Origin of the sequence: Mesorhizobium sp. M0615 (genome assembly GCF_040320805.1) — a bacterium.
Taxonomy (GTDB): Bacteria; Pseudomonadota; Alphaproteobacteria; order Rhizobiales; family Rhizobiaceae; genus Mesorhizobium.
Window position 1 is genome coordinate 378,884 of sequence record NZ_JAMYQI010000006.1, and the last position, 11,048, is coordinate 389,931.

The 11,048-nt window shown below is 58.4% G+C and carries 13 protein-coding genes and 3 pseudogenes; 10 read left to right on the top strand and 6 right to left on the bottom strand.

The genetic code is table 11. The features are described from left to right. Window positions 1-12: 12 nt before the first annotated feature. Both NKI46_RS13270 and NKI46_RS13275 read left to right on the top strand, forming a co-directional pair. The gene (locus tag NKI46_RS13270; RefSeq protein ID WP_352746534.1) at window positions 13-333 is read left to right on the top strand and encodes a hypothetical protein; all 321 of its coding nucleotides are present in this window, start codon (window positions 13-15) and stop codon (window positions 331-333) included. Window positions 334-1,334: 1,001 nt separating this feature from the next. Further along, entirely contained in the window at window positions 1,335-2,081 is a 747-nt protein-coding gene (locus NKI46_RS13275; RefSeq protein WP_023829785.1) for a Crp/Fnr family transcriptional regulator, read from the top strand. Window positions 2,082-2,954: 873 nt separating this feature from the next. Here the strand turns inward: NKI46_RS13275 and NKI46_RS13285 are convergent. The 3 genes and pseudogenes from NKI46_RS13285 to NKI46_RS13295 all read right to left on the bottom strand — a co-directional run bounded on the left by NKI46_RS13285 (window position 2,955) and on the right by NKI46_RS13295 (window position 4,549). Then, window positions 2,955-3,197, bottom strand: coding sequence for a DUF982 domain-containing protein (locus NKI46_RS13285; RefSeq protein WP_023669677.1), 243 nt, complete (start codon window positions 3,195-3,197; stop codon window positions 2,955-2,957). Next, complete coding sequence (locus tag NKI46_RS13290; protein ID WP_023669678.1) at window positions 3,197-3,427, bottom strand: hypothetical protein; 231 nt, start codon at window positions 3,425-3,427, stop codon at window positions 3,197-3,199. The genes NKI46_RS13285 and NKI46_RS13290 overlap by 1 nt, the downstream gene beginning before the upstream one ends. A gap of 205 nt (window positions 3,428-3,632) precedes the next feature. After that, window positions 3,633-4,549: pseudogene (locus tag NKI46_RS13295) on the bottom strand (NADP-dependent oxidoreductase). 243 nt (window positions 4,550-4,792) lie between these two features. Between NKI46_RS13295 and NKI46_RS13300 the strand changes: the two are divergent. After that, window positions 4,793-5,002 (top strand): DUF3072 domain-containing protein, encoded by a 210-nt coding sequence (locus NKI46_RS13300; protein WP_031193277.1) that lies wholly within the window; start codon window positions 4,793-4,795, stop codon window positions 5,000-5,002. A 68-nt stretch (window positions 5,003-5,070) separates the two neighbouring features. Here the strand turns inward: NKI46_RS13300 and NKI46_RS13305 are convergent, their stop codons facing one another. Beyond that, window positions 5,071-5,253 carry a nuclear transport factor 2 family protein gene (locus tag NKI46_RS13305; protein ID WP_023698908.1) on the bottom strand — a complete coding sequence of 61 codons (183 nt, stop codon included), beginning with the start codon at window positions 5,251-5,253 and terminating at the stop codon, window positions 5,071-5,073. A 114-nt stretch (window positions 5,254-5,367) separates the two neighbouring features. Between NKI46_RS13305 and NKI46_RS13310 the strand changes: the two genes are divergently transcribed. From NKI46_RS13310 to NKI46_RS13325, 4 genes are all read left to right on the top strand, one after another. Next, complete coding sequence (locus NKI46_RS13310; RefSeq protein ID WP_352496840.1) at window positions 5,368-5,520, top strand: GNAT family N-acetyltransferase; 153 nt, start codon at window positions 5,368-5,370, stop codon at window positions 5,518-5,520. A gap of 485 nt (window positions 5,521-6,005) precedes the next feature. Next, entirely contained in the window at window positions 6,006-6,239 is a 234-nt protein-coding gene (locus tag NKI46_RS13315) for a hypothetical protein (RefSeq protein ID WP_050591009.1), read from the top strand. Between the two features lie 661 nt (window positions 6,240-6,900). After that, on the top strand, window positions 6,901-7,146 hold the full coding sequence (locus NKI46_RS13320; protein ID WP_023698909.1) for a hypothetical protein: 246 nt from the start codon (window positions 6,901-6,903) through the stop codon (window positions 7,144-7,146). Between the two features lie 734 nt (window positions 7,147-7,880). Next, complete coding sequence (locus NKI46_RS13325; protein WP_286487859.1) at window positions 7,881-8,255, top strand: VanZ family protein; 375 nt, start codon at window positions 7,881-7,883, stop codon at window positions 8,253-8,255. A 666-nt stretch (window positions 8,256-8,921) separates the two neighbouring features. Here NKI46_RS13325 and NKI46_RS13330 read toward each other — a convergent pair. Then, complete coding sequence (locus NKI46_RS13330) at window positions 8,922-9,194, bottom strand: hypothetical protein (protein WP_023698300.1); 273 nt, start codon at window positions 9,192-9,194, stop codon at window positions 8,922-8,924. A gap of 59 nt (window positions 9,195-9,253) precedes the next feature. Between NKI46_RS13330 and NKI46_RS13335 the strand changes: the two genes are divergently transcribed. The 3 genes and pseudogenes from NKI46_RS13335 to NKI46_RS13345 form a co-directional block, all read left to right on the top strand. Further along, a complete protein-coding gene (locus NKI46_RS13335; protein WP_084567771.1) occupies window positions 9,254-9,352 on the top strand; it encodes a glycosyl hydrolase 108 family protein in 99 nt (32 codons plus the stop codon). A gap of 163 nt (window positions 9,353-9,515) precedes the next feature. After that, window positions 9,516-9,665 (top strand): DUF1515 family protein, encoded by a 150-nt coding sequence (locus NKI46_RS13340; RefSeq protein ID WP_245265671.1) that lies wholly within the window; start codon window positions 9,516-9,518, stop codon window positions 9,663-9,665. Between the two features lie 18 nt (window positions 9,666-9,683). Beyond that, a pseudogene (locus NKI46_RS13345) lies at window positions 9,684-9,950 on the top strand (Crp/Fnr family transcriptional regulator); the annotation flags it as partial. Window positions 9,951-10,532: 582 nt separating this feature from the next. Here the strand turns inward: NKI46_RS13345 and NKI46_RS13350 are convergent. Beyond that, a pseudogene (locus NKI46_RS13350) lies at window positions 10,533-11,048 on the bottom strand (IS256 family transposase); the annotation flags it as partial.

Sequence of the window (11,048 nt, forward strand, 5' to 3'; positions counted from 1 at the left end):
GCGGCGTTTCGGATGGCTGCAGGCGGAGTTCAACTCACTGGCGGCGCTGACACCGCGATGTGCAGCGCGGAGGCATTGCTCAGCTATGTGTCCGGAATGGACCCTAGGGTGATGGTGCCCAGAGGCGGAATTCAAGTGAAGAAAATCCCGTTTTGCTTTCAGATACTTAGGGGAATGTTAGCCGCATCTGATACCAACATAAATACCAACAAAATATTCCTGTGGATTGGTTCGGTTCCTGCTATTTCTCTCAATGCCTTGCACCTGCACCTTGTCTCTTCCGGTTTAGTCTACATCCTTCTTGGTCATACCTCATCATGCGGGGTCGAGTGAAGACCACGGCTGGCCAAGACGACTTAATCAGAACGGATGGCCATTGCGCTCAATATCGGGATCGCTTTAGGCGGTTTCTGAAAGCCGACATCGTGCGAAGAACAGGTGGCTATTTACGGGTCCTGAGACCTTGGCCCATACACCGCTTTGTAGGGTGGACGCGGCGCAACGAAAAGCGCGGCCAGCCGTTCCTCATGTTGCTTGACCAGTGAGGCAGCAATAACAGGTAACTCTGCGGCGGACCGGTGTAGTCGTCGAGGTCGATCGGATTAGACTTCATAGGTGGTCCGTCGACGCGTAGTAGACGGTCTCGTCCTACCAGCAGCCCAGCTTGGCCCAGTGCATTCTGGCTTTGCAGGCGCATGGCGGCAGAAATGATCTCGCCAGTGCCTGATACCGCCCTTGGCGATTTGGCCCTTGGTGAAGGCGAACTCCAATTCAACGCAGCCGAGAGACAGGATGTCGATTTGATGTCGGTCAATTGCGTAGCAGGCCATGGCATCGACCAACGCTGTCATATAACTGGCATAGTAGGATCGGTGCCTCGGAGGTGCCGGGCCACATCCCACCCGCTTGGGCCGTCCCCAAGTCTGATATCTGTCAGGAGAGCCACAACTCGCTCCGGCTCACGATCGAAAGTCGCAATCGCTTGAAGGCCCTTTTAAGCCGGCGACCACCTCGAACCCGGCCTCCCGGAGAGAGTTCTCGACGTCTCCACGATCAGCACGGAACCCGATGACATTGAAAGCCTGCTTCGTGCGCCCCAACAGTTGAACGGCTGCGAACTCTTAAGGTTCCTGGCGCGCAATAGCACTCGTTAATCCGGTGGAAAGCAGGTTGTGATCCAGCCGTTTCGAACAGGTTGCGGCAGGCGAAAAGGATTGAGGACAGCTGAACTTTGCGCGCATCATCGACGCACTGACCATTGGCCTTCGTCTCCTCTAGGCAGCGGGAACATTAGCGCCAACTAAAAGTTGGGAGCAAACACGAACAGGTTCTTGATGGCACATGATCATTCTTTCAAAATGTTGATCCGCAAGCTCCAAGCCATCTCGGAACTCGCAGAATCAGACATTGCGACCTTGGGGAACATCTCGATTCAGGAGAAGAGATATCAGGCCAACGAAGACATTCTGCGCGAGGGCGATAAGCCGAGCCTTTCGTTCGTCGTTCTTGAAGGCTTAATAGGGTCGATCAAACTAACCGGGGAGGGGAAGCGTCAAATCTCCTCCTTTTTTGTTCCGGGCGACATTCCCGACCTGCATGGTTTGCATTTGTCGGTCATGGATTGCACTTTCACCCCTCTCATGCCCGCTAGGGTGGGCTTCATGCGGCACGACGAACTTCGCGCCATTTGCGAACAGCACTCTTCGATAACGAGAGTGTTTTGGCGCTCCACTGTGATCGACGCGGCGATCTATCGAGAGTGGGTCACCAACGTCGGAAGGCGCGACGCCTACTCTCGTATGGCTCACATTCTTTGCGAACTTATTGTCCGCCTTCGCTCGGTAGGTCGCATTGAAGATCATGTGGCCTATCTCCCCATAACGCAGGCTGCACTTGGCGACGCAGTTGGCCTCTCCACCGTGCACGTGAACCGAGTGCTCCAGGACCTTCGACGCGACGGTCTGATATCTACCCTTGGCTCGCGTTTTCATGCGCCCGACTGGGCAGGGCTCGTTCGGGCCGCAGATTTTGACTCTACCTATCTGCATCATAGGGCTGCGCAGACGGGTGCCGGTTTCTGAGAATGCTGGGTCGCTCATGATGCATTGAGCCAACCCCTCGCGATCCTCAAAACCGAATCTCCTGTAGAACCCGCACTCCAACAGGAATGTCGATCACCGCTTGAGAACTGGACCGCAGACTTACCTAGCGACGGCATGGCTTCTCAAAGATACGACCTCAGGAGGGACTCGACGAAACCTGAGCGGTGTTTGACGCGTTCACTGGCCAACCAGCCGAGGCGTGGGGCGCTCCGGCTAAATATCTGGACGGGGAATATTCCCGCGATTTTGTAAGCCTTCTGACCGCGTCGACCTGAAGCGAAGTTTCGCCGGGGGGTAATCTCTAAAGTGAGACTGCCATGGAACACGTGCCGAGCGCCGGAGAGTGTCCAATTCAACGGTCTGTGCATCCCGGGCACAAGCTCAGCCATAGTGGAGACGCGGCTTTGGCAACGTTCCTATAAATTGAACCCCAATTCGGTCGTTCCTGCGCCACCGCAGGACTGCCTGGTAGGCAACGCCGTCGGTCGGCACGTAAACCACGAACCGCTCAGGGACACGCGATTCCACCGGGACTTTGAGCTCAGCTCTGCCACTGTTTTGGTTCCGAATGGTGCAACTGATCTCGGAGTTTGTGATTCCGCTGATGATTGAGGCGCCTTTCAGCACCCGCTGCCTCCGTTCGCGGCGATGCTCTTCATCAACCATGTGACCTCCATCGGTCACCCGCGGCCCTATATGGTACGCGCACCGGCGAATAAGCTGTCCATCTAGGTCGTCGCTCGTTAGTGTCTCACTTTAAAGTTTGACGACGGAGACGGACAGCATAAATGCCCGTTGCGCCGGTGAATTCGCAACGCGAACAGACCCGAATGGGCTCGTCGTATAGCGTTGTTAATCCGGCAGCAGCATCTCCTCTTCATCGGCCGCGGCTTCGAACAGCAGCCGGAAGTCATTACCCGGCATTTTGCCATCCATCGCAGATAGGCAAGCCTCGGCCGCCAGCCGCCACTTGGGGCCACGATTGGACCACTTTAGGAGCTCCTCGGCGGCGGCATCAACCCGGTTGACACCAAGGCGAAGCCCCGGGCGCTCAGTCTTCACATAAACCGGAGGGTTGAACCAACGGTGGGGCATCACGCCTCTCGAACGTCAAAGGCGATGAACAGTCCCCAAACGGAGGCTGATTTGACGATCATTTCGACTAACTGGCAGTCAGTTTCGAGAAGATCGCCGCCGCGCTCACGGACCGCTACAATGGTCGCTTTGACGGAAATAATGTCGCCGGGTTGAGAGCCCAACAGGACCTCGCGGACCAGCTCCTTGGCCGTTTGCTGCGTAGGCCGAACAGGTGCTTGAATGTCCATCCCATCCTCCCAGAGAGATAGAACCTCAATCAGCTATTCTGTGGGTCACTTTCCGAAAAAGGCAAGAGTCGGAAACGTACAAAGTAGGTTCCCGCAAACACCGCCCTACGATGGCTAAATCCCGCGACAGGCGCTGATTTGCACCTCACCGTGTCAGCTGCCGACGCGACCATAAGGAGCGAGGGCCCGCCTCTCTCCCAAGTTCTCACGGACGAACGCGAACAACGGTCTTGCCCGCGCGTCGGTCCGTTGAGTTGAAGGTGCCGATGGCATCATCCAAGCTCGAAACCTTGCCGATGTTCGTCCGCAGTCGTCCATCGCGGATCCGCTGCACTATCTCAGAAAGCTGGGCTCGATCAGCCTCGACGACGAAGTCAACCGCCAGGCCGTCTGCAGGTCGAATATCCGTTGGTCCGACGACTGTGACAAGGATACCTCCGGCCCGGACGAGCGTTGCGGATCGCTTCTGGACATCGCCGCCGACGACATCGAACACCAGATCGACGCCGCCGACATCTTCAAGGGTGTCTTTTGCGAGGTCGAGGAATTCATTTGCACCGAAGTCGAGCGCTTTCTGGCGGTCGGCGGCCCGCCCGGTGCCGATCACATAGGCTCCGGCCTCCCTGGCAAGCTGCGCCACCATCGAACCGACGGCACCGGCAGCGCCATGCGCGAGAACGCTCTGCCCGGCCTTGATGCGGCCATGCTGAAACAGCCCCTGCCATGCGGTTAGGCCGGAGATCGGCAGGCTAGCGCCCACCGTAAAGTCGACATCGCCGGGCAGCGGCGCGAGGTTACGGGCCTCCATGGCAACATACTCGGCGAGGGTGCCGTCGCGATGCCAGTCAGCGAGGCCGAACACCCGCTGACCGATAGAAAGCCCCGTAGTGCCGTAGCCGAGCGCAGTGACCACACCAGCCAGTTCGTGGCCGAGGATCGAAGAGGTCCGGTCACGGAAGGCTCGGTCGGCCCACGTCGAGGGCCACTCCACTCGGTGTTGACGAATCCTGCCGCATGAACCTGTACGACCACGTCGTTAATTGCCGCCCGAGGCTCGGGCAACTCCACCAACTTCATCCCGGCCGTTCCTGCAGTCTGGTCCGTCGCTACGATTGCTTTCATGGGGCGTCTCCTCACCGTTGGGGTAAATTGCGGGCGCGGAGGATCTTTCGATGTCTCGCGCAGAGTTGGCGTTGAGTTCATCGTTGGCGACCGCGAGCGGAAGCTAAGCAATCTCGTCGGATTCTTCCAGCACGGGTAAACTTGCGTTCGTGAACACCCCTGCCATCGCAATCTCAGACACTTCAAGCATGTGGAACAAAAGCAGATCAAATACGTTGTGCCGTTCCCAACATGGAGAGCGTCATGCAAACTACACCCCGAGCCAAAGGCGAAGCTATCAGCAAGGATCCTGACGAATGGACGACGGGAGACGAGCCAATGACTCCGTCGCAAGCTTCCTACTTGAAAACATTATGTGAGCAGGCGGGCGACGACAGAAGCTACGCCGAAGATCTAAGCAAAGCCGAGGCCTCGAAGCGAATCGACGCGCTAAGGACTGAGCTCAAGCTCTAAAGGCGCTGGGAGACCTACGACAGGTTGGTCAGTTTTGCGGTATTTGGCCTCTGATCTGGACGGTCGTATTAGTGAAGGTGGTAGAGTTTGCTAAGGATCTTCAATTCTCCTGCGATCTTGAGCAGAAGATAGTCGGTGAACCTTGTGGTTCCAAATTCGTCCTCGACCTTCGCAGTGGCTGCATCGCCCGTAATGTCGAGCGATGCGACTGCCCAGTTGGGGCTGGTGTTCGGCGGCAAGGCCGCACTCATCACCTCGCCGACATAGGCATCGACACTCAGCCATGGAGCTCGAAGAGATCGCGGCTATCTACCCGCTCTATCAGCAAACCGGGTATGGGCGGAAAGTGGGCGTAGGCCGACCATGTGGTTGTCGACGCCGAGATGCGCAGTGCTGGTATCGGCGCCAAACTGATGGGGCGGATCGAGAAGGAAGCAGCGCGTTTCGGCTGCGACATCACCCGCATCTCGATACGAGCGCACACACAAATTCTACAGCCTAAACGGTTAGGCCGATGATGCGCTCGTTCTGGTCAGCCACTGAGTGCGTGGGCCGAGGCAGAGTTCCCACAATATGCTGCGCACAAAGTAGCGACAGAGCGGGCCTAGAAGCGACATAGCGCCGGGTGTGAACGCGAACGCAGCCGGCGCCCGAATGCGTTCAGCGAGCGCCGTCGCGTCCACCTTGCCTTTCTTTGACGGCCCTGTGTTCAGCTTCCCACGGCAACGCGTGGAAGTCGGGCTGGTGCCCCGCTTCACGGTAGCCAGCCTGAGTGAGTAACTTGCTTTGTCCCGCTCCACAACGCAAACAAACGGCGGATTCCCCAAGCACCTATAAACGCCTACAGCTTTTTCCATGCGACAGGTGTGCTGCGGGTGCTCGAAGATGTCGTCCTTCATTGCGATGACAGAACAGGGAGCGAGGACAACTCTTTTTTTGATTGCAGAGAGAGTCTGAGCGGGCTTACTAGTGAGGGGTTTGCCATCGCTTTGAGGAGGCTGCGATGGTTGCAACGCCCATAGATATCGCTCAAGCGGCCACTACGGCCACCTTGCTGATGCGCCTTCGTCAACGTCATCGCGATGACGTGGCGCGAGGCTGGGAAGATGCCGACCCTTCTACTGTTGCCGTCTCCCGTACGCCTGAGTGTCAATGGCGCGATTTAGCCAAGGCCCTGGTGCACGATTGGTTCGAGCTGATCGAAACTGGCTTGGTGGATTGGATCGTCAGCAAGTAGCCGCTGCCCGCCAGCGGCCCAGCAGCCGTCTGCGGGACTTTGCAGCGGGCGCGCTGGGCCTGACCGGTGGGGCGGTGTGGTATCCGCCGGCTGGCGAACATATGCGCCTCCTCCCAACGCCAGCGAAACATCCAAACGAACGAGGCGATCTAACAGCGATCTCACCGTCCAGCCAACACATAGGCCTATAGCAAAGGCTTATAATCGCTGAGAGAACGAAAATGGCCGACGCCATGGTTGGGGAACCCGGGTGGGTAGGCGCCGGCCACAAGCGGAACAGGCCCGCCGCGCCACACACATGGCTGATTTGTCATCACGTGGTTATGGTGTGATCGCGTAGGGCTAGACCAGCGGAACTTAGTAAACGCCGCTTATTAAGCGATCCTCGACGCGATCGTTCATCGCCACGACGACCTGGGAAACTTGACGGTTGCAGCCCTCTGCCATGTCGAGCTCAAGTCATGAACATCGGCCCTCCGATCATGAGCAGGCATGCGCCCATCCTACCATATCGCGCTGCCGGTATCGCAAGGCACCGGCAGCAAGGGGGAGGCGACCAGAGCCGATGTGAAGGGACTAGGCAGCTAATATTCGCTTGCGCTAATTTAAATGTGCCGTAACGTCAGCCTCAGCCTTTTTGGGGAGGCACAACGTGGGGAGTATGATGAGAGTTGCTGTGTTTTGTGCGGCGATCGTGATCGCTGGGACTGGTGTCGCTGTTGCCAAGGAGAAGAAGGTGGTGGTGAGTGACGCCACGGACCTTTGCTCTACGAAGCACTCGGCCAAGAAGCAGGTGCTCGAGCTGGACTGCAGGCCGACCGGAACCGCCAAATTGCCGGCCGGTGGAACGCCGGAAAAGCCGGGCCTCGGATACGACACCGATCCGTGGCTGGTTAAAGGCCTTTAGACACTAGGCGACGGCAACACAGCGCGGCTAAGGGGATGTGCGCTGGCGGTGAAGCCTTCTTTGTTCTCTCATCGGTGGAACATTGTCGCCTGAAAACGCTTCGGACGGTGCACTGCCCCATCAGTGCAACGTTCCCTTCCTTGTTTGCACTGGCCGGCTGCCGAAAGGTGGCCGGCTTTTTTGTATATAAGCGCGACCTGATGTTTGGGGCTTGTTGATTGGACAGCAGCGAGTGGCCGCTGCTGGCTTAGCGTCCAGGACTGGAATCTGTAAAGGCGAGATCACCAAGGCAGGGATGACCAGACTAAATAACGGTTTCGTCTGTTAGCCGCCACGCCGACGATAATTGAATTCAGAAGGGAGTCGGCCCGGCTGCCCAACATCAGGGTGCAAAAGACAGCCGGGCCAAGGCTGGAAAGAGTTCCGCTCCAGCCCAGCCGTGCCCGGCACGATACGCATCGCACCTGGGCGCAAGCGGTACCAATGGCTCGCCTATTCCGCCGCGCCTTTTCGGCAGGAAACCCTCGGCCTCATCACAATGGAGGGCGACATTCGCAGCGCCCTATGGAACCATCCAGAGTGACATAGGCTGTTTCATGGAACTTCCTGATGACATCAGGAGGCCTGTTAAGCATGCCAGTTGTTCGCGCTCATAGCTCAGATGCAGGTTGGAGCCCTTCCTAGTGCACCAGTATGAGAAGCGAGAACTAGGAACCGGGAGTGCTGCGAATAGATTGCCGCAGTCCAGCTTTCATCAGAGCATGGCAAGGGCTGCCTTTCTCTCCACGTTGGCAGTCGTCCTGCTGCTCGCGCTATTGCCAGACCACCTGCTGCACGCCCTCGGATTGGCCTTTACGTCTCATCACGACAAGCTCAACCACGCCGCCGCGTTCGCCACCTTGTCAGCTTTGGGTAGCCTCGGCTGGCCCCAACAGGTGGTCCGGCTGGCGGTTCTACTTGCTTTAACGGGCGCAGCGATTGAAATCCTTCAATGCGTCACAGGGCGTGACATGAGTGTCTTCGACTGGTTTGCCGACTGCGCCGGAATGGCATACGGGCTGAGAACTATGAGCTGGGTGAAGGAGATTCTAGGCGAATCGGTTATTTGATCGCCACAGGCTCCGCTTTACCGCCGCCGTCTTGGCCCCACTTGCCAGCCTCACGCCCGGGGCCGCCTTCGATCACCCTCGCTATTGCCGTTCAATTTCCGACGCAAAGGCCGATAGCAAGGGAAATAGGTTTCTGGGCCGCTCACCATTTAGACTTAGGTCCGATTCTCTCGCGCAAATGGCCGAAGCCGGAAACATTTCTCCTTCTACTTTGTTGCAGTGGCCGTGCCGCTGAGGAGAACATGCACAGTGCCTCTATCAAATGAACTGCGCGACGTACCGATAGAATTCCAATGCCCCTCCTGTTCGTGCCCAATGGTGAGAAGGGGATCCTGGCTGAAAACGATTGCCGGTTTCAGCTGCGATAGCTGCAGGTCCAGAGTGCGGATCGGCTACGAAGCGAAGCTGGCCATATTCGACCGGCACCTTAAGCGACGCGCGCCGGATCTGGGCCGACGACCAATGGAGTGCGATCCCGGCAACGGTTCCTGAGAGTGTGTCGGCAATTCAAGCTCCAACTGCTTGCGGTCTGCCGCAAGTCCAAGCTTTCATCTGGTCGCAGGGTCAGGCGGCTCTTCGTCCGTACGGAACCGATGATGGCGAGAGGTTTCGATGCGCTCGGAGCACCGAGCAGGTCGACACGTTTTTCGTAGCGACCACCAATCTCTAGCTGGCGGCTCCGATGCTCTGACGAGGTGCGAGCAACTTGATCTTCAATAGTCTTTTTCGAGCCAGCATGCGCGCCGCCTCCGCGATGCGGTCTCCGTAAGCATCGGCGACGAATGATAGCGTCGACAGGTCGATAATGAGGTCGTCGATCGCGCCCGCCAAGACACTGGACCCGCGCCCAAATTGATGCACCAGCGCCAGCACTTCCTTGAGTGCCGTCGAGGCTTCACCCGCATCCAGCAGCGCCTCGATGTCATCGAAAACCTGCATCCCGACCCTCCCGCTTTAAAACGGTGGCAATTTCGCGCGAAAAGAAAGCGCCTGCCAAAGTGCTCGCGCACGAAGGCGGCTATTCAAACAACAAGAAAGACCCTGGTGGCCCAACGATGAAGGGCGTCCATGGAGGGCGTTCAGCGAGACGCAACTGAGATTCGGCGCGACATTAAAGGACGGCGATGCTTCAGCCGCGCTCTCTTACGAGCAATCCGAGCAGCGCCCAGCCGCCAGCCAATCGAAGATGTACGCCAAGACCGATAAGCTGGCGGAGCGTTTTGCCGAGACTGAAGACGCGGTGAATCGCTCAGCGAAGACATGACCGAGGTGGAGGCGGTCTCTGCCGAGGTGACCCGGTGGAAGTTGATGGGCCTCGGCGCATTGGGCGTCACTGGCTGGCAGCGGCGGCGCTCGCCTCGCTTAGTTACGCCCTGTTGGTCTATCTGGCGCGTGCTGCGCGGCGGATGACGAGCAGGCGGCATAGTCGACAGGCTCTCAAGATGGCTGGTGATGTGTGATGATCGCGTCGACGGGAACAGCTTTGCGATTACGCACGAGTTCTTATCAGTTATGCTCGGTGTCAGGCGGCCCGGCGTCACCATAGCGCTGCAAACCTTGGAGGGCCAAGGTCTGATACGCTCAATGCGAGGAGAGGTAGTCATTCTTGATCGCGCGCGTCTAATTGCGCTGGCTGATGGGTCATATGGCAGGGCTGAAGCCGAATACGCTCGGCTAGTCGGCAAACTGCATTGACGGCAGACGCCGCCCCCGTGCACAGTGCCCCTGCAACAGAGCCCGCCGGCTGAGCCACGGGTGTTTTTGCGTCAGGCGGGAACATTCCCGCTCTGAGGCTGTTTGGCTACAACCGGCTCGTTCTTCAGCGGTCCGTGCCGGTGACCAAGATGCGTCCCTCACTCGTCATGGGATGGCCCACGCAGCCTCGGAAGCAGGCGCGGGCCATCCCATCAAGCCCTAGCCCCACGGCAGGGGCTTTTTGCTGTTCGGATCTGATGCGGTCCTGGCGGGAGTAAACACTGTCACTCCGTGCCGAGGCGAGTTCCTCCCGGAAATGGTGCATGAGCGCTCGCTCTTCCGCCAGACATGATCGGAGCGACCGTGCCATTTCGATACAAACGGATGATTCTATTGCGTAATCTTTGCTCATCGTCGCATTCAAACTCGCGCTGAGTCTGATTGTTCCATGAGCAAGAGCGCCCGGCTATTGAAAACCGAGCGACTTCTTTCGTTTGCCGACTTAGCTATTGCGCAAGAGCAACACCCAAACGTGAGGTATAGCTCCCTCAGCGCCTCTGGTTGACAATCGTTTCGGCCTGAGATTCCGACGACCTCGGTGCGCCGCTTGATCTCGCCGTTGAGACGTTCGATCGGATTCGTCGAGTGGAGCTTGGCGCGATGTTCCTTGGGGAAGGTCATGTAGGCCAGCACGTCGGGCTCGGCGTCGTCCATGATTGTCGCCAGCTTCGGCACCTTCGGCCGGATCTGGTCGGCGACGGCGCGCCATTGTACGGACGCGGCCTCGGGCGTTTCCTGGGCGAAAGCGGTGGCGATGAAGGCTGAGACGACCCTGCGGCCGCTCTTGCCGGCATGGGCCAGCACGTTCCTCATGAAGTGGACGCGGCACCTCTGCCATGTCGCGCACAGCACCTTGGTGACGGCCCCCTTGAGGCCTTCGTGAGCATCGGAGACGACGAGCTTGACGCCGCGCAGGCCGCGACGTGTCAGCTTGCGCAGGAACACTGTCCAGACGGCTCGGCCTCCGAGGTGCCAATCTCCATGCCCAGTACCTCGCGCCGGCCGTCCGCGTTGACACCGACGGCGATGATAACGGCG